General features: G+C 64.1%; 16 protein-coding genes. 13 read left to right on the top strand and 3 right to left on the bottom strand.

All coding sequences use genetic code 11. The features are described from left to right. Positions 1 to 85: 85 nt before the first annotated feature. From smc to def, 4 genes are all read left to right on the top strand, one after another. Positions 86 to 3,604, top strand: coding sequence for a chromosome segregation protein SMC (smc, locus tag PQR54_RS04615; RefSeq protein ID WP_408244273.1), 3,519 nt, complete (start codon positions 86 to 88; stop codon positions 3,602 to 3,604). 116 nt (positions 3,605 to 3,720) lie between these two features. Then, entirely contained in the window at positions 3,721 to 5,001 is a 1,281-nt protein-coding gene (locus PQR54_RS04610) for a cell division protein ZipA C-terminal FtsZ-binding domain-containing protein (protein ID WP_408244272.1), read from the top strand. Positions 5,002 to 5,191: 190 nt separating this feature from the next. Next, entirely contained in the window at positions 5,192 to 7,258 is a 2,067-nt protein-coding gene (gene ligA, locus PQR54_RS04605; RefSeq protein WP_408244271.1) for an NAD-dependent DNA ligase LigA, read from the top strand. After that, positions 7,255 to 7,788, top strand: coding sequence for a peptide deformylase (gene def / locus PQR54_RS04600; protein ID WP_012433453.1), 534 nt, complete (start codon positions 7,255 to 7,257; stop codon positions 7,786 to 7,788). The genes ligA and def overlap by 4 nt, the downstream gene beginning before the upstream one ends. Positions 7,789 to 7,913: 125 nt before the next feature. Here def and PQR54_RS04595 read toward each other — a convergent pair whose 3' ends face one another. From PQR54_RS04595 to map, 3 genes are read right to left on the bottom strand one after another with little or no spacing between them, the layout of a single operon-like run. Then, positions 7,914 to 10,178, bottom strand: a complete 2,265-nt coding sequence (locus PQR54_RS04595) for a pseudouridine synthase (RefSeq protein ID WP_408244270.1) — start codon at positions 10,176 to 10,178, stop codon at positions 7,914 to 7,916. A 6-nt stretch (positions 10,179 to 10,184) separates the two neighbouring features. Further along, positions 10,185 to 12,764 (bottom strand): [protein-PII] uridylyltransferase, encoded by a 2,580-nt coding sequence (locus PQR54_RS04590; protein WP_408244269.1) that lies wholly within the window; start codon positions 12,762 to 12,764, stop codon positions 10,185 to 10,187. 30 nt (positions 12,765 to 12,794) lie between these two features. Further along, a complete protein-coding gene (map, locus tag PQR54_RS04585; RefSeq protein ID WP_106313373.1) occupies positions 12,795 to 13,604 on the bottom strand; it encodes a type I methionyl aminopeptidase in 810 nt (269 codons plus the stop codon). A gap of 463 nt (positions 13,605 to 14,067) precedes the next feature. Here map and rpsB point away from each other — a divergent pair, with 463 nt between their 5' ends. From rpsB to bamA, 9 genes are all read left to right on the top strand, one after another. Further along, complete coding sequence (gene rpsB, locus PQR54_RS04580; protein ID WP_012433448.1) at positions 14,068 to 14,820, top strand: 30S ribosomal protein S2; 753 nt, start codon at positions 14,068 to 14,070, stop codon at positions 14,818 to 14,820. A 205-nt stretch (positions 14,821 to 15,025) separates the two neighbouring features. Continuing rightward, the gene (gene tsf / locus PQR54_RS04575) at positions 15,026 to 15,907 is read left to right on the top strand and encodes a translation elongation factor Ts (protein ID WP_408244991.1); all 882 of its coding nucleotides are present in this window, start codon (positions 15,026 to 15,028) and stop codon (positions 15,905 to 15,907) included. 221 nt (positions 15,908 to 16,128) lie between these two features. Further along, on the top strand, positions 16,129 to 16,842 hold the full coding sequence (pyrH, locus tag PQR54_RS04570) for a UMP kinase (protein ID WP_012433446.1): 714 nt from the start codon (positions 16,129 to 16,131) through the stop codon (positions 16,840 to 16,842). A gap of 100 nt (positions 16,843 to 16,942) precedes the next feature. After that, entirely contained in the window at positions 16,943 to 17,503 is a 561-nt protein-coding gene (gene frr / locus PQR54_RS04565) for a ribosome recycling factor (RefSeq protein ID WP_012433445.1), read from the top strand. 64 nt (positions 17,504 to 17,567) lie between these two features. Further along, on the top strand, positions 17,568 to 18,350 hold the full coding sequence (gene uppS / locus PQR54_RS04560; protein ID WP_106279635.1) for a polyprenyl diphosphate synthase: 783 nt from the start codon (positions 17,568 to 17,570) through the stop codon (positions 18,348 to 18,350). Then, positions 18,344 to 19,165 carry a phosphatidate cytidylyltransferase gene (locus PQR54_RS04555; RefSeq protein WP_408244268.1) on the top strand — a complete coding sequence of 274 codons (822 nt, stop codon included), beginning with the start codon at positions 18,344 to 18,346 and terminating at the stop codon, positions 19,163 to 19,165. Before uppS ends, PQR54_RS04555 begins: the two co-directional genes overlap by 7 nt. A 10-nt stretch (positions 19,166 to 19,175) precedes the next feature. Further along, positions 19,176 to 20,381, top strand: a complete 1,206-nt coding sequence (locus PQR54_RS04550) for a 1-deoxy-D-xylulose-5-phosphate reductoisomerase (protein ID WP_408244267.1) — start codon at positions 19,176 to 19,178, stop codon at positions 20,379 to 20,381. A gap of 7 nt (positions 20,382 to 20,388) precedes the next feature. Continuing rightward, positions 20,389 to 21,774, top strand: a complete 1,386-nt coding sequence (rseP, locus tag PQR54_RS04545; protein ID WP_408244266.1) for an RIP metalloprotease RseP — start codon at positions 20,389 to 20,391, stop codon at positions 21,772 to 21,774. Positions 21,775 to 21,841: 67 nt separating this feature from the next. Continuing rightward, a complete protein-coding gene (gene bamA / locus PQR54_RS04540) occupies positions 21,842 to 24,145 on the top strand; it encodes an outer membrane protein assembly factor BamA (protein ID WP_408244265.1) in 2,304 nt (767 codons plus the stop codon). Positions 24,146 to 24,205 lie beyond the last annotated feature (60 nt).

Here is a 24,205-nt window from a genome sequence, read left to right as displayed (position 1 = left end):
CGGGCCGTGTCGCTCTGTCGGCGAACGGCTGGCGCGGCCTTCACGAGCCACCTATTTTTCTCCCTTTTCAAACAGCGAAATCGCCGTGCGTCTGACCTCGATCAAACTCGCTGGCTTCAAGTCATTCGTCGATCCCACGCATTTCCAGGTTCCTGGCCAGTTAGTCGGCGTGGTGGGACCGAACGGGTGCGGCAAGTCCAACATCATCGACGCCGTGCGCTGGGTGCTCGGCGAATCGCGCGCCTCCGAGCTGCGCGGCGAGTCGATGCAGGACGTGATCTTCAATGGCTCGACCGCGCGCAAGCCCGGCAGCCGCGCCAGCGTCGAACTGGTGTTCGACAACGCAGACGGCCGTGCCGCCGGCCAGTGGGGGCAGTATGCCGAAATCGCCGTGAAGCGCGTGCTCACGCGCGACGGCACCTCGAGCTACTACATCAACAATCTGCCGGCGCGCCGCCGCGACATTCAGGACATCTTCCTCGGCACCGGCCTCGGGCCGCGTGCGTACGCGATCATCGGGCAGGGCATGATCGCGCGCCTGATCGAGGCGAAGCCGGAAGAGCTGCGCGTGTTTCTCGAAGAAGCCGCGGGCGTGTCGAAGTACAAGGAACGCCGCCGCGAAACCGAGAACCGTCTGCACGACACGCGGGAAAATCTGACGCGGGTCGAAGATATCGTTCGGGAACTCAGTTCGAATCTGGAGAAACTGGAAGCGCAGGCCGTGGTCGCCACGCGTTACAAGGAACTGCAGACCGACGGCGAAGAGAAGCAGCGCCTGCTGTGGCTGTTGCGCAAGAACGAAGCCGGCAGCGAGCAGGAACGTCAGCAGCGCGCGATCGAACAGGCCCAGATCGATCTCGAAGCGCACACCGCCAAGCTGCGCGAAGTCGAAGCGCAACTCGAAACGCTGCGCGTCGCGCATTACTCCGCCAGCGACGCAATGCAAGGCGCGCAAGGCGCGCTCTACGAGGCGAATTCAGAAGTCAGCCGGCTCGAGGCCGAGATCAAGTTCATCGTCGAATCGCGCAATCGCGTGCAGGCGCAGATCGCCGCGCTGAACGCGCAGCGTGAGCAGTGGCAGTCGCAAGCGCAAAAAGCGCAGGACGATCTCGAAGACGCTGAAGAACAACTGGCCGTCGCTGAAGAAAAAGCCGCAATCGCCGAAGAGGAAGCCGCCGCCAAGCACGACGCGATGCCCGCGCTCGAAGCGCGCTGGCGCGATGCGCAAACGGAGTTGAACGCGGAGCGCGGTGGTATCGCGCAGACCGAGCAGGCGCTCAAGCTCGAAGCCGCGCATCAGCGCAATGCCGACCAGCAATTGCAGCAACTGCAGGCGCGTCATGAGCGCCTGAAGTCGGAAGCGGGCGGTCTGGACGCCCCCGACGAAGCGCAGCTCGAAGACCTGCGCATGCAGCTCGCCGAGCACGAGGAAATCCTGCACGACGCGCAAACGCGTCTGTCGGACGCGCAGGAAACCCTGCCGCGTCTGGACGGCGAACGCCGCACCGCGCAAGAACGCGTGCAGGCGGAAAGCGCCCAGATTCATCAGCTCGACGCGCGCCTGGCCGCGCTCAAGCAGTTGCAGGAAAACGTCCAGACCGAAGGCAAGATCCAGCCGTGGCTCGAAAAGCACGAGTTGGGCAGCCTGCCGCGTTTGTGGAAGAAACTGCACGTCGAAGCCGGTTGGGAAGCCGCGCTCGAGGCCGTGCTGCGCGAGCGGCTCGCCGCGCTGGAAGTGTCGAACCTCGACTGGGTCAGGGCCTTCGCCACCGACGCGCCGCCCGCCAAGCTCGCCTTCTATGCGCCGCCTGTCGCCGGTCAGCCTGCCGCCACGCCGCCCGCATTGCGGCCGCTGCTGTCGCTGGTACGAATCGACGACGCGGGCATCCGCGCGGTGCTGAACGACTGGCTCGGCCTCGCATTCGTCGCCGACGATCTGCAGCAGGCGCTCGCCATGCGCTCGCAGTTGCCGGAAGGCGGCTCGTTCGTCGTCAAGGCGGGGCACGTGGTGACGCGCGTCGGCGTGCAACTGTATGCCGCCGATTCCGAGCAGGCCGGCATGCTGGCCCGTCAGCAGGAAATCGAAAATCTGGCGCGCCAGGTTCGCGCGCAAGCCTTGCTCGCCGACGAAGCGAAGGCCGCCGCGATCCGCGCCGAAGCCGCGCACACGCAAGCCGCCCAGGTGTTGACCGATGTGCGTCAACAGGCCGAGCGCGCCACGCAGCGCGTGCACGCCCTGCAAATGGACGTGCTCAAGCTCACCCAGGCGCACGAGCGTTACACCCAGCGCAGCACGCAGATTCGCGAGGAACTCGGCGAGATCACCGCGCAGATCGAAGAGCAGCGCGCCATGCGCGCGGAGTCGGAAGCAAACTTCGAGCGTCACGATGGCGAACTCGCCGAATTGCAGGCGCGTTTCGAAGATCATCAACTGGCCTTCGAGGCGCTCGACGAACAACTCACCGCCGCTCGCGGCCAGGCGCGCGATCTCGACCGCGCCGCCACCGACGCGCGCTTCGCCGCGCGCAACATGGCGAACCGCATCGACGAACTGAAGCGCAGCATCCAGGTCGCGCACGAGCAGAGCGAGCGTGTCGCGGCGTCGCTGGAAGATGCGCGCGCCGAGCTGGAAGCCATCAACGAGCAGACCGCGCACACCGGCTTGCAGGACGCGCTCGACATTCGCGCGGTCAAAGAAGAAGCGCTGCACGCCGCGCGCCTCGAACTGGACGATCTCACCGCCAAGCTGCGTGCCGCCGACGAAACACGTCTGACCGCCGAGCGCGCGCTGCAGCCGCTGCGCGACCGCATCAACGAATTGCAATTGAAGGAACAGGCGGCGCGCCTGAACGGCGAGCAGTTCATCGAGCAACTCGCCGCGGCCGGTGTGGACGAGGCGCAATTGCAGGCCAAGCTCACGCCGGACATGAAGCCGTCGTACCTGCAAGGCGAAGTCACGCGCATCAACAACGCCATCACCGCGCTCGGTCCGGTCAACATGGCCGCGCTCGACGAACTGAAGGCGGCGACCGAGCGCAAGTCGTTCCTCGACGCGCAATCCACCGACCTGAACAGCGCGATCGAAACGCTCGAAGACGCCATCCGCAAGATCGACGCCGAAACGCGCACGCTCCTGCAAGGCACCTTCGACCAGGTGAACCATCATTTCGGCGAACTGTTCCCGCGTCTGTTCGGCGGCGGCCAGGCGAAGCTGATCATGACCGGCGACGAAATTCTCGACGCCGGCGTGCAGGTGATGGCGCAGCCGCCGGGCAAGAAGAATTCGACGATTCACCTGCTCTCGGGCGGCGAAAAAGCGCTGACGGCGACCGCGCTGGTGTTCGCGATGTTCCAGTTGAATCCCGCGCCGTTCTGTCTGCTGGACGAAGTGGACGCGCCGCTCGACGACGCCAACACGGAACGTTTCGCGAACCTCGTGCGGGCAATGTCGGACAAAACCCAGTTCCTGTTCATTTCGCACAACAAGATCGCGATGGAAATGGCGCAGCAGTTGATCGGCGTGACCATGCAGGAGCAGGGCGTGTCGCGGATCGTTGCCGTCGACATGGAATCGGCCGCTGGTTTCGCCCAGAATATCGTTTGAGTTTGATTTGAATTGAGCCTCGCGGGTGTCCGCGTTCAGCGCAGCGGCCGGTGGTCGCGCGACACGTGGAGCGGGCGCAGAGCCGCGCAGATAAAAGAATTGCTGATGGAGCATGCATGGACGAGTTGACACTCGGTTTGATCGGCGCGGGTGCCGTGGTGGTCGGGGGCGTGGTCGTGTACAACGCGTGGCAGAGCGCGAAGGTGCGCCGCAAGATGCCGCGGCCGATGCCGGCCGACACCGCCGAAAATCTCGCGCGGGACGATCAGGAGGAACAGAGCCCGTTCATCGAACCGGCCCGGCCGACCACGCGGCGCGAGCCGGTGGTGGGCGCCGAAGCCGCGGAGCAAACCACGGCGGCGCGCGTCGAGCCGACGTTCGGCGGCCAGGCGGCCGGCACGGCGCCGCTCGACACGGCGGCCGATATTCAGGCCGAGACGACTACGCCGAACGGCTATCCGGAAGCCGAGGGCGTGGCCGAAGCCGAACGCGACGCGAGCGCCGAGACCGCGCAAGCCCGCCAGTCCGGCGAGCCGGTCGAGCCGATTCTGCCCGCTGCTACGACGATCTCGTCGGCGCCGCCGGCTATCGTCGATCGCCGCATCGACTGTATCGTGCTGGTCCGTTTGAACGGTCCGGTCGCGGGCGACAAGGTGATTCCGCTCGCGCAGCGTTTGCGCCGCGCGGGCAGCAAGCCGGTGCATATCGAGGGCAAGCTCGAAGGCGGCGCGTGGGAGCTGCTGCAAAACGGCGCGCGTTACGAAGAACTGCGCGCGGCCGCGCAACTGGCCAATCGCAGTGGCGCTCTTAACGAACTGGAGTTTTCCGAGTTTGTGACCGGCGTGCAGCAGTTCGCCGACGCGCTGGATGCCGCGCCGGAATTTCCCGACATGCTCGAAACGGTCGCGATGGCGCGCGAGCTCGACGGCTTTGCCGCGCAGTGCGACGCGCAGTTGTCGATCAACGTGCTCTCCGACGGCGCGCCGTGGTCGGCCAACTACGTGCAGGCGGTCGCGTCGCAAGACGGCCTGCTGCTCTCGCGCGACGGCACGCGTTTCGTCAAGCTCGACTCGAAGCAAAGCCCGGTGTTCATGCTGCAATTCGGCGACACCAATTTTTTGCGCGACGATCTCACCTACAAGGGCGGCCAGATGATCACGCTGGTGCTCGACGTGCCGGTGGCCGATGAAGACATTCTGCCGTTCCGTTTGATGTGCGACTACGCGAAATCGTTGGCCGAGCGCATCGGCGGGCGGGTGGTCGACGACGGCCGCCGTCCGCTGCCGGAAACCGCGCTGCTCGCCATCGAGAAACAGTTGATGACGCTCTACGCGAAGCTCGAACAGGCGGGCATTCCGGCAGGCTCGCCGGCCACGCGGCGGTTGTTCAGTCAGTAAATTTTTTACGTTTTATCGTTGTCTCCGACGGCCGCACGATGTGCGGCCGTCGTCGTTTCAGGCCGCGGCTTCACGTGCGTATTTCGAGCCGGCGCGCAACGCGCCAAAACTGGCCATTCGGCCGATGTAAAGGGGCACGCTTCCTGCGATAATCCAATGTCTGAACTTCATTGAAGAACCTTCCGACAGCATGGCCCGAACCTCCGCCTCACATCCCGCAACCAACGCCCCGGCTGAGCGTGCCGCGTGGCTGCGCGCGGAACTCGAACGCGCCAACTACGCGTACTACGTGCTCGACCAGCCGGACCTGCCCGACGCGGAATACGACAAGCTGTTCAAGGAGCTGGAGCGCATCGAGACGGAGCATCCGGACCTGATCGTGCCGGATTCGCCCACCCAGCGCGTGGGCGGCGAGGCGGCGAGCGGCTTCGAGCCGGTCGTGCACGACCAGCCCATGCTGTCGCTGAACAACGGTTTCGCCGACGAAGACATCGTCGCGTTCGACAAGCGCGTCGGCGACGCGCTCGGCAAGAACGCGAGCGAGCCGCCGGTGCCGGTCGACTACGCGGCCGAGCTGAAATTCGACGGCCTCGCCATCTCGCTGCGTTACGTCGACGGCGCGTTCGTGCAAGCCTCCACGCGCGGCGACGGCACGACCGGCGAGAACGTCACCGAAAACGTCCGCACGATTCGCTCCATTCCGCTCAAGCTCAAGGGAAAACGCGTGCCGCACGTGCTCGACGTGCGCGGCGAAGTGCTGATGTTCAAGCGCGATTTCGAGCGCCTGAACGAGCGCCAGCGGGCCGCGGAACAGAAGGAATTCGCCAACCCGCGCAACGCCGCGGCGGGCAGTTTGCGGCAGCTCGATTCGAAGATCACCGCGCAGCGGCCGCTGTCGTTTTTTGCGTATGGCATTGGCGTGCTCGAAGGCATGGAGATGCCAGCCACGCATAGCGAACTGCTCGACTGGTACAAGGAACTCGGCTTGCCGGTGAATAGCGAGCGGGCAGTGGTGCAGGGCGCCGAGGGCTTGCTGGGCTTTTTCCACGGCGTCGGCGAGAAACGCGAGAAGCTGCCGTACGACATCGACGGTGTGGTCTACAAGGTCAACCGGCGCGATGAGCAGAATGCGCTCGGCTTCGTGTCGCGCGCGCCGCGCTTTGCGCTGGCGCACAAATTCCCCGCGCAGGAAGCGCTGACGAAACTCGTCGCAATCGACGTGCAGGTCGGCCGGACTGGCGCGATCACGCCGGTAGCGCGGCTGGAGCCGGTGTTCGTCGGCGGCGCGACGGTTACGAATGCCACGCTGCACAACGAAGACGAAGTGCGCCGCAAGGATATCCGCATCGGCGACACCGTGATCGTGCGGCGCGCCGGCGACGTGATTCCCGAAGTGGTGAGCGCGCTGCTCGACCGTCGTCCTGCCGACGCTCGCGAATTCGTGATGCCCACGCAGTGCCCGGTGTGTGGCTCGAATATCGAGCGCCTGCCGGACGAGGCGATCGCGCGCTGTACCGGCGGCCTGTTCTGTCCCGCGCAGCGCAAGCAGGCGCTCTGGCATTTCGCGCAGCGGCGCGCGCTGGATATCGACGGGCTCGGCGAAAAGATCATCGACCAACTGGTCGAGCAGAACCTCGTGCGCACGCCAGCCGATCTGTTCAACGTCGGGTTTGCGACGCTCGCCGAACTCGACCGCTTTGCCGAAAAGTCCGCGCAAAATCTGCTCGACTCGCTCGAAAAGGCCAAGCACACCACGTTGGCGCGCTTCATCTACGCGCTCGGCATCCGGCATGTGGGCGAATCCACGGCGAAAGATCTCGCCAGGCACTTCGGCTCGCTCGACCCGATCATGGACGCCTCGGTCGAAGCCTTGCTGGAGGTCAACGACGTAGGGCCGGTGGTTGCGGAATCAATCCATCAGTTCTTCGCCGAGGAACACAACCGCACGGTGATCGAGCAGTTGCGCGCGCCGGGCAAGGTCACGTGGCCCGAAGGCCCGCCCGCGCCGAAGGCGCCGCAAGGCGTGCTGGCCGGCAAGACGGTCGTACTGACCGGCACCTTGCCGAGCCTTGCCCGCGAAGAGGCGAAGGAAATGCTGGAAGCGGCCGGCGCGAAAGTGGCCGGCTCCGTATCGAAGAAAACGGACTATGTGGTGGCGGGCGCCGACGCGGGCAGCAAGTTGGCGAAGGCTGAGGAACTCGGCGTTCCCGTACTCGACGAAGATGGTATGCGTAAGCTCCTGGAGGGGCAGTTATGATCCGCGAAATTCTCAAGATGGGCGATCCGCGCCTTTTGCGCATTGCCGATCCGGTCGATCACTTCGACACGCCCGAGCTGCATGAGCTCGTCAAAGACATGTTCGAGACCATGCACGACGCCAATGGCGCGGGCCTTGCCGCGCCGCAGATCGGCGTGAATCTGCAGGTGGTGATCTTCGGCTTCGGGCACAACGAGCGCTATCCGGACGCGCCGCCGGTGCCGGAAACGGTACTGATCAACCCGACCATCACGCCGGTCTCGCTGGATATGGAGGAGGGCTGGGAGGGCTGCCTGTCGGTGCCGGGCCTGCGCGGCGCGGTGAGCCGCTTTTCGATGATCAAGTATCACGGCTTCGATCAGTACGGCAAGCCGATCGACCGTGTCGCCGAGGGCTTTCACGCGCGTGTCGTCCAGCACGAGTGCGATCACCTGATCGGCAAGCTGTATCCGATGCGGATCAACGACTTCGCGAAGTTCGGCTTCACGGAAGTGCTGTTTCCGGATATGGATCCGAATAGCGACGATTGAAGTGGCTTGTGCTGCCTGGGGCACTGCGGCGCTGGCGTCTTAGGCCTGGCGCAGCGCAGGGATAAAAAAACCCACGCGATTGATTGCGTGGGTTTTTTGTTGATGCGTCAGTCAGTCCTGCGGCTTCAGAACGACTCGTCCGGCGACAGATAACGCCATTGGCCTGGCGGCAGCGCGCCGAGCATCACACGGCCCATGCGCACGCGCTTCAGGCCGATCACTTCGAGGCCGACCAGTTCGCACATGCGGCGAATCTGGCGCTTCTTGCCTTCGCGCAGCACGAAACGCAATTGCTCGCCGTTCTGCCAGTTCACTTGCGCGGGCTTCAGCGGTACGTCGTCGAGCGACAGTCCGTGGCACAGCAGCTCGAGACTTTCCGGCGGGAAGTGGCTTTCGACGTCGGTGGTGTGCTCGCCGAATGCCACGCGCACCAGATACTCCTTGTCGATCTCGGAATGACCGCCGATCAGTTGCTTGGCGATCCGGCCGTCTTGCGTCAGCACCAGCAGGCCCGTCGAATCGATGTCCAGGCGGCCGGCCGGCGCAAGCTGGCGCAAATGCGCGACGGAGAAGCGGATGTCCGAGTGATCGCCTTCCCAGCGATTCTCCGGCGTGACCAGCGTGATGGCCGGCTGATAGCCGTCTTCCGCCTGACCTGAGACCAGTCCCACCGGCTTATGGATCAGCACCGTCACCTGGCTCGATTGCGCGGCCTCGGCGGCGGGGTCGATTTCGATACGCTGGTCCGGACGGACCTTGGTGCCGAGGGTGTCGATGCGCTCGCCGTCCACTAGCACCCAGCCTTTTTCGATCCACTCGTCGGCTTCGCGGCGTGAGCACATACCGAGTTCGGACATCAGTTTGGACAGGCGCAGCATGCCTGGCGCGTCTTCGTAATCGCGACGCGGGGTGCGCGGAGCGGCGTCGATTTCGCTGTCGCGCCCGGCTCGGGCCGCGCCACGCGGCTTGTCGGCGCGCGCGGGACGGTCGTCGCCGAAACGGCGGCCGGCGGCCGGCAGCGTCTTGTCAAAGCTGCGGGCCGGGCGCTCGCCACGCTCGGTGCGTTCATTGCGCTCAGCACTGCGCGCCGGACGGTCGCCGAATTCGCGTTTGGCCGGGGCGCGTTCGCCACGCTCGTCGCGTGGAGCGCGTGCCGGGCGGTCTGCGCGGTCGCTGAAGCCGGCTTTGACGGGCTTGGCGAAGCTGCGTTCGCCACGTTCGGATGAACCGCGCTCGCCTTCGAAACGGCGCGGCGCGCTATCGTTGCGCGGCCCACGCTCGCCGCCGCGGCGGTCTTGCGGCGCGCCACGGTCGCTGCTGAAACGCGGACGGTCGGACGCGTCGCGTTCACGGCGTTCCGGACGCTCGCCACGCGGAGCGCCTTCCGACGGACGGCCTGCGCCCGGACGCGCTCCACTGAACGGACGGCGTTCGCCGTCGTCGCGGCGCGGGGCGCGATCGTCGAAGCTGCGCGGCGCGCGATCGCTGCGATCCGTGCTGCCTTCGAAGCGACGCGGCGAGCGTTCGGTTCGGTCGCCGGTTTCACGACGCGGCGCCCGGTCATTGCGGTCGGCAGCGCCTTCGAAACGGCGCGGCGCGCGCTCGCCGCGATCTGAATTGCCTTCAAAGCGACGCGGAGCGCGTTCGGCCCGATCGCTTGCGCCTTCAAAACGGCGTGGAGCCCGCTCACCGCGATCGCCTGCACCTTCAAAACGGCGCGGAGCGCTACCGGCACGGTCGCCAGCACCTTCAAACCGACGCGGTGCGCTACCAGTCCGCTCGCCACCACCTTCAAACCGGCGCGGAGCGCCTTGGCCGCGCTCGCCATCGGCCCGGCGCGGCGCACGTTCGCTACGGTCCGCGCCACCTTCAAATCGGCGCGGCGCGCGTTCCGCATCGTCCCGACGCGGTGCGCGGTCGCCGCCGCCTTCAAACCGGCGTGGAGCCCGTTCACCGTCAGCCCTGCGCGGCGCGCGTTCGCTACGATCGCCGCCGCCCTCAAACCGGCGCGGCGCACGCTCACCATCATCCCGACGCGGAGCACGATCGCCGCCGCCTTCAAACCGGCGCGGCGCGCCACCCGTGCCCTCGCGACGCGGCGGTCGATCCGACGCCGCGCCACCAGCGTCCCGCTCGCGCGAAAACGACCCTTCAGCCCTGGCCGGACGCGCAGGACGCGCGCCGGCACCGGCCGGCTTGCCAGCACCCGCCGGCCGCTTACCGCCGCCGGCCGCGCCGGCGCGTTCACCCCGCGCCCCGCCAGGAGCCGGCGTCGCCGGCCTGGGTCCGGCCGGGCGTGTCGGCTTACGCGCCGACGTGCTGCCGGTACGGACAGGGGCGCGTTCGGACGAAGCCGGCCGCGGGTGCTTGGCTGTTAATTTGACTCGCATGAAATCTCACACTGCGATCGCGCGCAGCAGTTCGGTCTCGACCTGAATTTGCAGGCGGCTGTCAGAGAGGCCGCGTCCATCAAGCAGAAAAACGTCTTCGACGCGTTCGCCGAGCGTATTGATCCGCGCCGAAGCGACGCCGACCCGATGCTCGGCCAGCACGCGCGCGATCGAATAAAGAAGGCCTGGCCGGTCGTTCGCCGACACGGACAGGATGTAATATTGGCCGCGCTCGTCGGCCCGAAGATCAACGCGCGGCGTGACAGGGAAGGTCCGCGACAGCCGCGACAAACGGCCTTTCGACGGTCCCGGAAGCAGGGTGCCGTCACCGGTGAGGCGGGCGGTCAGTTCCTGTTCGACCAGATTCGCAATATCGCGATAATGCACGTCTTCTTCGGTATGCGCGACGAGGAAATTATCGAGCGCGTACCCGTGACGGGTCGTGCTGACCCGCGCATCGAGCACCGACAGGCCATTGCGGTCGAAATACGCGCAAATGCCGGCGAACAGATCGGGCTGGTCCTTGACGTACACCAGCACCTGAAGCGCCTCGCCGATCGGCGACGGACGGGCCCGCACGATCGGCGTCGGCGTTTCTACGTGGCGGTACAGCACACGTGTTTGCCACGCGATATCCGCCGCGTCGTGACGCAGGAAATAGCCGATGTCGAGCTTGTCCCACAACGCCTTCTGCGCGCCTTCCGGCACGGTTTCGAGACGCAGCAGCGCGAGCGCTTCTTCCTGACGCGACTTCAGCTCCGAATGCGCATCCGGCCGCGCGCCGCCGAGCACGGCGAGCGTGGCGCGGTACAGGTCTTCCAGCAGCTTGCCTTTCCACGTGTTCCAGACTTTCGGGCTGGTGCCGCGAATGTCGGCCACTGTCAGCAGATAGAGCGCAGTGAGGCGCCGCTCGGTGCCGACCAGTTCGGCGAAACGTTTGATGACTTCCGGGTCGCTCGTGTCCTGCTTTTGCGCGACCTGGCTCATGGTCAGATGTTGCTGAACCAGCCACACGACCAGTTCGCCGTCCTCGCCCTCGATGCCGTGATTGCGGCAGAAGCGCCGTGCGTCGGCCATGCCGAGCGTGGAATGGTCGCCGCCGCGGCCTTTGGCGATGTCGTGAAACAGCGCCGCGACGTACAGCACCCACGGCCGGTCGAAGTTGGCGATCAACTGGCTGCAGAACGGATATTCGTGCGCGTGTTCGGCCACCGCGAAGCGGCGCAGATTGCGCAGCACCATCAGAATGTGCTGGTCGACGGTGTAGACGTGATACAGATCGTGCTGCATCTGTCCGACGATGCGCCGGAAGTTCAGCAGGTAACGCCCCAGCACGCTGGTCTGGTTCATCAGACGCAGCGCGTGGGTGATGCCGGCCGGCTGCTTCAGGATGGCCATGAAGAGACGCCCGTTTTCCGGATCGCGCCGCCAGTGCTGGTCCATCACGTCGCGGGCGTTGTAGATCGCGCGCAGCGTGCGCGCCGACAGGCCCTTCACGCCCGGCGTCTGTTCGTACAGCAGGAAGGCCTCGAGGATCGCGTTCGGCTCGCGCTGGAACACGTCGTCGCTGGCGATTTCCAGCATGCCCTGTTTTTCGACGAAGCGGTCCGACAGCACGCGCGTGATGCCGCTCGTGCTGGGGAAGAGTTGCGCTTCGATGTTCTGGATCAGGATGGTGGCGAGCTGCGTGACCGCCTTGGCGGACCAGTAATAGCGGCGCATGAGCTGTTCGCTCGCGCGCTTGGTCGCGGTCGGCTTGTAGCCGAAGCTCTCGGCCACCGCCGTTTGCAGGTCGAACACCATGATGTCCTGACGACGCCCGGCGATCACATGCAGCCGGGCTCGCAACGCTTTCAGGAAACTCTCGTTGCGGCGCAGCTCGCGCGCCTCGCGCTCGGTGATCAGGCCGCGTGCTTCGAGTTCACGCCAGCTGCTGCCGAAACCGGCCGCCTGGGTGATCCACAGGATCAACTGCAGATCGCGCAGGCCGCCGGGGCTTTCCTTGATATTGGGTTCGAGCGAGTAGGGCGTGTCCTGGAACTTCGCGTGGCGCTGGCGCATTTCCAGGACTTTGGCCTGGAAGAAGGCTTTCGGGTCGAGCGCTTCGCGGTAACGCTTCGCAAAGTCGTCGAACAGCCCGGCGCTGCCGGTAATGCGCCGTGCCTCGAGCAGCGAGGTGCGCACCGTGACGTCGTTGGCGGCTTCTTCGAGACATTGCGACACGCTGCGCACGCTGCTGCCGAGCTCCAGCCCCAAATCCCAGGCGAGGCTGATAAAGCGTTCGATGCGCGCTTCGAGATGCTCGATCGGCGCGTCGGGCAGCAGGACCAGAATGTCGATGTCGGAATGCGGCGCCAGTTCGCCGCGCCCGTAACCGCCCACGGCCACTAGCGCCAGCTCGGCCGGCAGTTCGCAGGTGTTCCAGGCCGCGCGCAGGGAGTCGTCGGTGGCGCGCGCCAACGAGGCCATCAACGCGTCGACGTTGGTGGCCGTCCTGAAGCGTTCCAGCAGTTGGGCTTTGGCCACTTTGTACTCCGCCTTGAGCGACGTGGCAGGGGATTGGGCGACGGCTGGAACACTACTCATTGGCAGGGAGGCGCAGAGGTGGGAAGTCGGTCAGGCTGTCGCCGCGACGATCGGCGGGCGCGCGGGCGTGCCGGCGGATACGGTCAGCACGTCGTAGCCGGTTTCGGTGACGAGGACGGTATGTTCCCACTGCGCCGACAGGCTGCGGTCTTTGGTCTTGACGGTCCACTGGTCCGGCATGGTGCGAATGTCGCGGCGGCCGGCGTTGATCATCGGTTCGATCGTGAAGATCATGCCGGTTTGCAGTTCGAGCCCGGTGCCGGGACGGCCGTAGTGCAGGATCTGCGGGTCTTCGTGGAATACCGTGCCGATGCCGTGGCCGCAGTATTCGCGCACCACGCTGTAGCCCTGGCCTTCCGCGTGTTTCTGGATCGCGTAGCCGATATCGCCGAGATGGGCGCCCGGGCGCACCTGGTCGATGCCCAGCCACATGCATTCGAAGGTGGTCTGCACGAGGCGTTTGGCCATGATCGAGCCTTCGCCGACGATGAACATGCGGCTGGTGTCGCCGAAATAGCCTTCCTTGATGACGGTGACGTCGATATTGAGCGCGTCGCCGTTCTTCAGCGTCTTGTCGCCAGGGATGCCGTGGCAGATCACGTCGTTGACGGAAATGCAGGTGGCCTTCGGGTAGGGCGGGTAACCGGGCGGCTGATAGTTCAGCGGCGCCGGAACCGTGCCCTGTTCCTTCAGCATATATTCGTGACACAGACGATCGAGTTCGCCGGTCGTGATGCCGGCGGTGACGAACGGAGTAATGTAGTCGAGCACTTCGCTTGCCAGTTTGCAGGCGACGCGCATCTGCGCGATATCGTGTTCGTTTTTGAGCGTAATAGCCATGAGTCGGGCCTGAAATGCGATTTATTGCGAGATTATCGCACCATATTTCCGCCGCCGCAGGCTTTTGCGACCGGGCCGGCGGCTTTCACAGAGTCCGATGCGGGCTTGTGCAAGGCGGCCGGCGTTCTCGCGGGTGCAACCCGCCGGCCACAAACAGGGCTACCGGGCAGGTTGAGTCGTGCAATAGTCGCGTGCTATAATCTTTGGCTAAGTCGATCTCTGTCTTGCATTATTTGTCCATGCGGGCAAAAAAGCGGCAGGAATGGCTTCTCATAGCGCCGGTTGCTTGCGCTAAGAGGTTATGCAGAAGCGGAAGCAGAAGCATAAAAAGGCAATAAAAGGCAGCACCACGCAGCAGACTCGCAAGCCGGCGCACCCAGGGTGTCCGCCGCGTTCAGCCAGAGAGATGGCAGCGCGGCCGATACGGCAGCCGGCTTAAGACCCAACCCTCGCGGAGATTTTCATGGCAGTTACCATGCGTCAAATGCTGGAAGCCGGTGTCCACTTCGGTCACCAAACGCGCTTCTGGAACCCGAAGATGGCCCCCTTCATTTTCGGTCATCGCAACAAGATTCACATTATCAACCTCGAAAAGACGCTGCCGATGTACAACGACGCGCTGAAGTACGCGCGTCAACTGGCAGCCAATCGCGGCACCATCCTGTTCGTCGGCACGAAGCGTCAATCGCGCGACACGATCGCTGAAGAGGCACAACGCGCTGGCATGCCGTTCGTCAACGCGCGCTGGCTCGGCGGCATGCTGACCAACTTCAAGACGCTGAAGGTCTCGATCAAGCGCCTGAAGGACATGGAAGCAGCGCTGGAAGCAGGCGAAACCGAACGCATGAGCAAGAAAGAAGCGCTCCTGTTCGAACGTGAAATGGCCAAGCTGGTCAAGTCGATCGGCGGCGTGAAAGACATGGGCGGCATTCCGGACGCGATTTTCGTGGTCGACGTCGGCTACCACAAGATTGCCGTGACCGAAGCGAACAAGCTCGGCATTCCGGTCATCGCCGTGGTCGATACGAACCACTCGCCGGAAGGCATCGACTACGTGATCCCGGGTAACGACGACGCCTCGAAGGCTGTCGCTCTGTACACGGCTGGCGTGGCTGACGCGATCGTCGAAGGCCGTGCGAACGCGGTCAACGAAGTGGTGCAAGCTGCACGTGGTGGCGACGGCGACGAGTTCGTCGAGGTCAACTCGGAAGCGTAAAGCTGCCCCGTGTCCGGCAAAAAAGGGGGCTTTCTACAGGCCCCCTTTTTTTAAGCCGCGACATTGTAGTGGAGCGCTGCCGGCAGTGTCCGAACCAGCGCTCAAGGCGTTCTCCGTAAAAAATACGCGGAATGCTGAAACGAATTCTTGCCGCCGGCATCGAAGTCCGGGCGGCGTGTGACAGACGGAACTCAAGGAGCAAATGATGGCGGCAATTACCGCAAGCATGGTTGCAGAACTGCGCGCAAAGACCGACGCGCCGATGATGGAATGCAAGAAGGCGCTGACGGAAGCCGACGGCGACATGGCGCGCGCTGAAGAGCTGCTGCGCGTGAAGCTGGGCAACAAGGCCAGCAAGGCAGCGTCGCGCGTGACGGCTGAAGGCGTGGTCGCCTCGTTCATTGGCGGCAATGCGGGTTCGCTGGTCGAACTGAACTGCGAAACCGACTTCGTTTCGAAGAACGACGACTTCCTGGGTTTCTCGAAGAAGGTCGCTGAACTGGTCGCCACGCAAAACCCGGCTGACGTCACCGCTCTGGCGGCCCTGCCGCTGGACGGCTCGACGGTCGACGCAGTGCGTCTGGCGCTGGTCGGCAAAATCGGTGAAAACCTGTCGATCCGCCGTTTCGTGCGTTTTGAAACCTCGAACAAGCTGGCAGCGTACCTGCACGGCACGCGCATCGGCGTGCTGGTCGAGTACACCGGCGCGGACGAGCAGGTCGGCAAGGACGTGGCAATGCACATCGCCGCGATGAAGCCGGTGTCGCTGTCGTCGGACGACGTGCCGGCGGATCTGATCGCCAAGGAACGCAGCATTGCTGAACAGAAGGCCGCCGAATCGGGCAAGCCGGCTGAAATCGTCGCCAAGATGGTCGACGGCAGCGTGCAGAAGTACCTGAAGGAAGTGTCGCTGTTGAACCAGACGTTTGTTAAGAACGACAAGCAGACGATCGAACAGATGCTGAAGGCCGGCAACTCGAGCGTGCAGAAGTTCGCGCTGTTCGTGGTCGGCGAAGGCATCGAGAAGAAGCAGGACGACTTCGCAGCTGAAGTGGCCGCTCAAGTCGCTGCTGCAAAGCAACAATAAGTTTTACCTAAGCATCACTGTTGTATCGTTGGACCCGCGGCGGAGCAACACTTTGCCGCGGTCGGCAGCGCCGCAAGGCTGCACGCGGGTTGACCCTCGTGGCGCAGCCGCCGCTGGCGGACCCCAGGGTTCGTCAATTTGGCGACGCTTGCCCGAATCAGCATTTCACCCCTACATTAGTCCCTTGTTGTTGCCCTGTTCTGCGCGATCTGGATACCCCTATGCCCACTGCCTATAAACGCGTCCTGCTCAAACTCTCCGGTGAAGCTCTGATGGGCGACGATGCCTTTGGCATCAATCGCGCGACCATCGAACGAATGGTGGCGGACGTGGCCGAAGTGGTCCGTCTCGGAACGCAGTTGGCCGTAGTGATCGGCGGCGGCAATATTTTCCGCGGCGTGGCGGGCGGCGCAGCGGGTATGGATCGCGCCACGGCCGACTACATGGGCATGCTGGCCACCATGATGAACGCGCTGGCGCTGCAGGATGCCATGCGCCACGCCGGCATCGAGGCGCGCGTGCAATCGGCGCTGCGCATGGACCAGGTGGTCGAACCGTACATCCGGCCCCGCGCGATTCGCCAGCTTGAAGAAGGCAAAGTCGTGATTTTCGCGGCCGGCACCGGCAACCCGTTCTTCACGACCGACACGGCCGCCGCCTTGCGCGGCTCGGAAATCGGCGCGGAAGTCGTGCTGAAAGCAACCAAGGTAGACGGCGTTTATTCCGCCGACCCGAAGAAAGACCCGAGCGCGACGCGTTACACCACGATCAGCTTCGACGAGGCGATCGGCCGCAATCTGCAGGTGATGGACGCCACGGCATTCGCGCTGTGCCGCGACCAGAAGCTGCCGATCCGGGTGTTTTCGATCGTCAAACCGGGCGCGCTCAAGCGCATCGTACAAGGCGACGACGAGGGTACCCTCGTCCACGTGTAAACTCTCGTTCACATAACGTGGGCTTTAGCGCGAGCCCGGGCCGCCGCATCTTGCGCGCGCTGGCCGGCTCGCACCGTTTTGAAGGTTCGGAGGTTTAAAAATGTCTGTGGCTGATATCAGGAAGGGCGCTGAACAAAAGATGCAGCGCTCCATCGACGCGTTCAAGAACGACCTGTCGAAGATCCGCACGGGCCGTGCGCACACGGGCCTGCTCGATCACATCCAGTGCGATTACTACGGTTCGCCGGTGCCGATTTCGCAAGTCGCGAATCTGACGCTGATCGACGCACGCACGATCGGCGTGCAGCCGTGGGAAAAGAAGATGGTGCAGGTCGTCGAAAAGGCGATCCGCGAATCGGACCTGGGTTTGAACCCGGCCACGCAAGGCGACGTGATCCGCGTGCCGATGCCCGCGCTGACCGAAGAACGCCGCCGCGAACTGACCAAAGTGGTCAAGAGCGAAGCGGAAACGGCCAAGGTGGCAGTGCGTAACCTGCGCCGCGACGCCAACGAGCAGCTGAAGAAGCTCGTGAAAGACAAGGAAATTTCGGAAGACGACGAGCGTCGCGCGGGTGACGACGTTCAGAAGCTGACGGACAAGTTCGTCGCCGAAATCGACAAGCTCGTCGTGACGAAAGAAGCCGAGATCATGACGGTCTGAGGCCGGCCGGCTCAGCTGCTCACGTTCCCCACTTCTTTTATTTGCAGTCACTGTCCCGACGGCCATGACCTATACCAGCTCAACCGTGCGCGTGCCTGATGTCGCCGCGGTGCCGCGACATATCGCGATCATCATGGACGGCAACGGCCGTTGGGCCACCCAGCGGCGCTTGCCGCGCGTGGCGGGCCATACGCGCGGCGTCGACGCGGTGCGTGCGGCCGTCGAGGCGTGCGCCCGTCAGGGTGTCGAATATCTGACGCTGTTCGCCTTCAGCTCGGAAAACTGGCGCCGTCCGAACGAGGAAGTCTCGTTCCTGATGCGCCTGTTCGTGACCGCGCTGGAGCGCGAGATCGGCAAGCTGCATGCGAACGGCATCCGCTTGCGCGTGGTGGGCGACCTGGCCCGCTTCGATACGCGCATCCGTGATCTGATCAAGCGCGCGGAGACCAAGACCGCGCGCAACACCCGTCTCACGCTCACCATCGCCGCGAACTACGGCGGCCGCTGGGACATCATGCAGGCCACCCGCAAGCTCGCCGAGCAGTCGGCGCTGGCGGGCAAGGCGGTCGAGGTGACCGAAGACTCGTTCGCCGAACACCTCTCCATGGCTTATGCGCCGGAGCCGGACCTCTTCATCCGCACCGGCGGCGAGCGCCGCGTCAGCAACTTCCTGCTGTGGCAGCTCGCCTACACCGAGTTCTACTTCACCGACACGTTCTGGCCGGATTTCGACGCCGACGCGCTCGGCCACGCCATCGCTTCGTACGCGGAGCGCGAACGCCGCTTCGGCCGCACCAGTGCTCAACTCGAGCCGCAATCGCAAAACGTCGATTCGCTTCCATGCTAAAAACCCGTGTCATCACGGCGATCATCCTGCTGGCAGTGTTCCTGCCGGTCACGTTGTTCGCGCCGGTGGGCGCGTTCGGCGCGCTGATCGCTTTTGTCGTCGTGTTCGCCGCGTGGGAGTGGGCGCGCCTGCTCAAGCTGGGCGGCGCGGGCCCCGTGATTTACGCGCTGATCGCCGCGGTGGCGCTGGTGGCCAGCACGCGTCTCGGTACCGGCATCGAACCAGCCAGACCGCTCTTTGAAGCGGCTGCCATTTTCTGGGTGATCGCCGGCCCGTTCGTGCTGCTGCGCAAACCCACGCTCGCGCAGGGCGCCTGGCGTCCCTTCCTGTTTCTTGCCGGCATTGTGGTATTCGTCGCGTGCTGGCATGCTCTCGTCGCCGCGCGCATGCAGGGCGTGCCGTTCGTGCTGTCGCTGCTGCTATTGGTATGGCTGGCCGATATCGGCGCATACTTCTCCGGAAAAGCGTTCGGAAAACACAAGCTGGCGCCTGCCATCAGTCCGGGTAAGACTTGGGAGGGCGCGATCGGCGGCTGGCTGGTGGTGATGATCGTCGCGGCGGCGGCGGTCTATTTGCATGCGTTCGAGCCGACCCTGTATTCTGCGCTGCTGGCGCATTGGGGCGCCGTGCGCACGCTGCTCGCGCTGACCTTGCTGGTGGCATTCAGCGTGGTGGGCGACCTGTTCGAATCGATGATGAAACGCCAGGCCGGTGTGAAAGATTCAAGCGGCCTGTTGCCGGGGCACGGCGGCGTGCTCGACCGCATCGATGCCTTGTTGCCGGTGCTGCCGCTTGCCATGCTGCTGCTCGGCTAGAGAAAGAGATATGCAAAAACGTCTGACATTGCTCGGTTCCACGGGCTCGATTGGAGACAGCACGCTCGACGTCGTCGCGCGTCATCCCGAGCGTTTTTCGGTTTATGCGCTCACCGCGCATCGCAACGGCGACAAGCTCGTCGAGCAATGCCTGCGCTTTCGGCCTGAAGTCGCGGTGGTCGGCGACGCCGATACGGCCGCGAGCGTCGCGGCGAAACTGCGCGAGGCGGGTTGCAAGACCGAGGTCACGTACGGACCGCAGGCGCTTGTCGATGTGTCGAAGAGCGACGGCTGCGATACGGTGGTAGCGGCGATCGTCGGCGCGGCCGGCCTTGCGCCGAGTCTTGCCGCCGCGCGCGCCGGCAAGCGCATCCTGCTTGCCAACAAGGAAGCGCTGGTCATGTCCGGCGCGATCTTCATGGATGCGGTGCGCGACAACGGCGCCGTGCTGCTGCCGGTCGACAGCGAACACAACGCAATTTTCCAATGCCTGCCGCGCGAAGCCGCGCTGCACGGCGGCGTCTCCAAGATCATTCTGACCGCGTCGGGCGGCCCGTTCCGCACGCGCGAACCGGCCACGCTCGTCGACGTCACGCCGGACGAAGCCTGTAAGCATCCGAACTGGGTCATGGGCCGCAAGATTTCGGTCGACTCGGCCACCATGATGAACAAGGGCCTCGAAGTGATCGAGGCGCACTGGCTGTTCGGTCTGCCGGGCGAGCGCATCGAGGTGCTGATTCACCCGCAAAGCGTGATTCACTCGATGGTGTCCTACGCCGACGGCTCGGTGCTCGCCCAGCTCGGCAATCCCGACATGCGCACGCCGATCGCGCATGCGCTGGCGTTTCCGGATCGCATCGATTCGGGCGTGGCGCAACTCGATCTGCTGCAGGTCGCCTCGCTCTCGTTCGAAAAGCCGGATTACACTCGCTTTCCGTGTCTTGCACTGGCAGTGAAGGCGCTGGCCGAAGGCGGCCTGGCAAGCGCGGCACTGAACGCCGCGAACGAAATCGCGGTTGAAGCGTTCCTCGCGCGCCAGATCGGTTTCATGGCGATCGCCCAGGTGGTCGACTCGGTGCTCAACGCATTGCCGAACCGCAGCGCACACGCGCTCGAAGACGTGATCGAAGCCGATACCGCCGCGCGCCGCGCCGCTGCCGAATTCATCGCGCGTCTGCCCGACGGCGCCCGTCGCACGGAACGCGCCGTCCAGTGAGGCGCTCATGAACCTGCTGATCGAACTGCTCGCCTTCGCGGTCGCGATTGGCGTACTCGTGGTCGTCCACGAATATGGGCATTACAGCGTGGCACGCCTGTGCGGCGTCAAGGTGCTGCGCTTTTCGATCGGCTTCGGCAAGCCGCTGTTCCAGTGGGTAAGTCCGAAGACGGGCACCGAATGGACCATTGCCGCGCTGCCGCTCGGCGGTTACGTGAAGATGCTCGACGAGCGCGAAACGGGCGCTGAGCCGATTCCCGCCGAAGCATTGCCGCATGCGTTCAACCGGCAGTCCGTGTGGCGCCGTTTTGCGATTGTCGCGGCCGGTCCGGTCGCGAACTTCCTGCTGGCCATCGTGCTGTTCGCACTCGTCTTCGCCACCGGCGTGACGGAGCCGGCGGCGGTGATCGCGGCGCCGGCTCCGAATACGCCCGCGGCTGTTGCCGGTTTCGACGGCGGTGAAACGATCGTTGCCGTGCGTGCCGAGAACGCCGGCGAATCCGAACCGGTGCGCTCGTGGTCGGACCTGCGCTGGAAATTGCTGGGTGCGGCATTCGATCACAAGCGCGTCGTGCTGAGCGCGAAAGACGCGCACGGCACTTCGGATTTTCAGCTCGATCTGCGCGGCCTTACCGAAAAAGATGTCGACGACGACTTCATGTCGCATCTCGGTTTCGAACCGGGTGGTGGCAAGCTGACGGTCGCGGGTGTGCAGCCGGGTAGCGCGGCGCAAAAAGCGGGTCTCGCCGCGGGCGATCGTCTGCGTGCCGTCGACGGTATTCCTACCGATAACGCCACGGCCTTCATCGCTTATGTAAAATCGCACGCCGGCAAAGCGGTGACGCTGCAGGTCGAGCGCGGCGGTAAGGCGGCGGGCAAGCTCGAAGACGTGAACATCGTGCCGCAGGCCCAGCGCGATGACACGACCGGGCAGCAGATCGGCCGCATCGGCGCGGAACTGGCCACGCAGGTGCCGTCGATCGACGTGCATTACGGACCGATTGAAAGCCTCCAGTTGGGTGCGCGCCGCACGTGGGATCTTGCGGTTTACTCGGTGCGCATGTTCGGCAGGATGATCGTAGGCGAGGCGTCGCTGAAAAATCTTTCTGGTCCGGTGACGATCGCGGATTACGCAGGAAAGAGCGCACGTCTAGGTCCTTCTGCATTCCTGTCGTTCCTGGCCCTTGTCAGTATTAGCCTTGGTGTACTGAACCTGTTACCAATTCCGGTATTGGACGGGGGTCATCTGTTATATTATTTGGTTGAAGCTGTGACCGGTAAAGTTGTCTCCGATCGCTGGCAACTCGTTTTTCAGAGGGCGGGTCTCGCCTGCATCGTCGCATTGTCGGCGATCGCGCTGTTCAACGATCTGGCTCGTTTAATCCATTTTTAAAGTGTTCGGCGGCGTTCACGATGGCGACCGCCCGACCTGATGCAGCTATACACACTGGGGAAGCACGTTGTTTAAACCTCATCGCTTTGTTCCAAAGACGGTTATAGCCGCGGCATTCGCCGCGCATGGGCTGGTTGCTCACGCAACGACGCCCTTCGTGGTGCAAGACATCCGGATCGAGGGATTGCAACGCGTCGAACCTGGTACCGTGTTCGCCTATCTGCCCATCAAGCAAGGCGACACCTTCAGCGACGACAAGGCATCGGAGGCCATTCGCGCCCTGTATGCCACGGGCTTCTTCAACGACGTCAAGATCGCGACCGAAGGCAACGTCGTCATCGTGCAGGTGCTGGAACGTCCGGCCATCGGCACGATCGACTTTGCCGGCATTCATGAGTTCGACAAGGAAAACCTGACCAAGGCGCTGCGCGCCGTGGGTTTGTCGCAAGGCCGTTATTACGACAAGGCGCTGGTCGACAAGGCCGAGCAGGAACTGAAGCGTCAGTACCTTACGCGCGGCTACTACGCCGCTGAAGTCACCACCACGATCACGCCGATCGACCGCAATCGCGTCTCGGTGCTGTTCTCGGTGGCCGAAGGTCCGAGCGCGAAGATCCGCCAGATCAACTTCATCGGCAACAAGGCGTTCAGCACGGGCACGCTGCGCGACGAAATGCAGCTGTCCACGCCGAACTGGTTCTCGTGGTACACGAAGAACGACCTGTACGCGAAAGACAAGCTCACCGGCGACCTCGAAAACGTTCGCTCGTATTACCTGAATCGCGGCTACCTCGAGTTCAATATCGAGTCGACCCAGGTGTCGATCACGCCGGACAAGAAGGACATGTATCTGACGGTCACGCTGCACGAAGGCGAGCCGTACACGATTTCGAATATCAAGCTGGCGGGCAATCTGCTCGACCGCGAGCCGGAGCTGGCCAAGCTCATCAAGATCAAACCGGGCGACCGCTTCTCGGCTGAAAAGCTGCAGGCCACCACCAAGGCTATCGTCGACAAGCTGGGCGAATACGGCTATGCGTTCGCCACGGTCAACGCGCAGCCGCAGATCGATCAGGCCAACCATAAGGTCGACCTGACGCTGCAGGTGGACCCGAGCCGCCGCGTCTACGTGCGCCGTATCAACGTGGTCGGCAATACGCGTACGCGTGACGAAGTGGTGCGCCGCGAAATGCGCCAGCTCGAAAGCTCGTGGTTCGATTCGAACCGCCTCGCGCTGTCGAAAGACCGGATCAACCGTCTCGGCTACTTCACTGATGTCGACGTGACCACGGTGCCCGTGGAAGGCACGCCGGACCAGGTCGATGTGGACGTCAAGGTGGCCGAAAAACCGACCGGCGCGATCACGCTGGGTGCGGGCTTCTCGTCGACCGACAAGGTGGTGCTCTCGGCCGGCGTGTCGCAAGACAACGTGTTCGGTTCGGGCACGAGTCTCTCGGTGAACGTGAATACCGCCAAGACGTACCGTACGTTGACGGTCACGCAGGTCGACCCGTACTTCACGGTCGACGGTATCAAGCGTATTACCGACGTCTACTACCGCACGTACCAGCCGCTGTACTACTCGACGGATTCGAGCTTCAAGATCGTCACGATCGGGGGCGATCTGAAATTCGGTATTCCGTTCTCGGAAGTCGATACGGTGTACTTCGGTGCCGGCCTCGAGCAGAACCAGCTGGATGTCGACGCGAACACGCCGCAGAGCTACATCGACTACGTGAATGAATTCGGCCGCGTGTCGAACAACGTGCCGATCACGGTGGGCTGGTCGCGCGACGCGCGTGACAGCGCGCTGGTGCCGAGCCGTGGCTACTTCACCCAGGCGAACGCCGAATACGGTACGCCGATCGGCGGTACGCAGTACTACAAGGCCGACATCAACGCGCAGTACTATTACTCGTTTGCGCGTGGGTTCGTGCTGGGCTTCAACTTCCAGGGCGGTTACGGTAACGGTCTCGGCGGCAAGCCTTATCCGATTTTCAAGAACTACTATGCGGGCGGTATCGGTTCGGTGCGGGGCTACGAGCCGAGCTCGCTGGGTCCGCGCGACGCCAAGACGAACGACCCGATCGGCGGCTCGAAGCTGCTGGTGGGTAACGTCGAATTGACGTTCCCGCTGCCGGGCACGGGCTACGACCGCACGTTGCGTGTCTTCACGTTCCTCGACGCCGGTAACGTGTGGGGCACGGAAGGCAACAGTATCGGCGCCAACGGCCTGCGTTACGGCTATGGTGTCGGTCTGGCGTGGATCTCGCCGATCGGCCCGCTCAAGCTCAGCCTGGGCTTCCCGCTCACGAAGCACACTGGCGACCAGTATCAGAAATTCCAGTTCCAGATTGGGACGGCATTCTGATCGGGCGGCGGAAGGCGCCCGGCGGCCGGCCCGGCCAAACTACAGTATCGAGAGGATGAC

This window comes from Paraburkholderia phytofirmans, from assembly GCF_046028095.1.
Classification (GTDB): Bacteria; Pseudomonadota; Gammaproteobacteria; order Burkholderiales; family Burkholderiaceae; genus Paraburkholderia; species Paraburkholderia phytofirmans_A.
The sequence above is the reverse complement of the archived record's forward strand: the minus strand, read 5'-3'. Positions and strand labels throughout refer to the sequence as shown.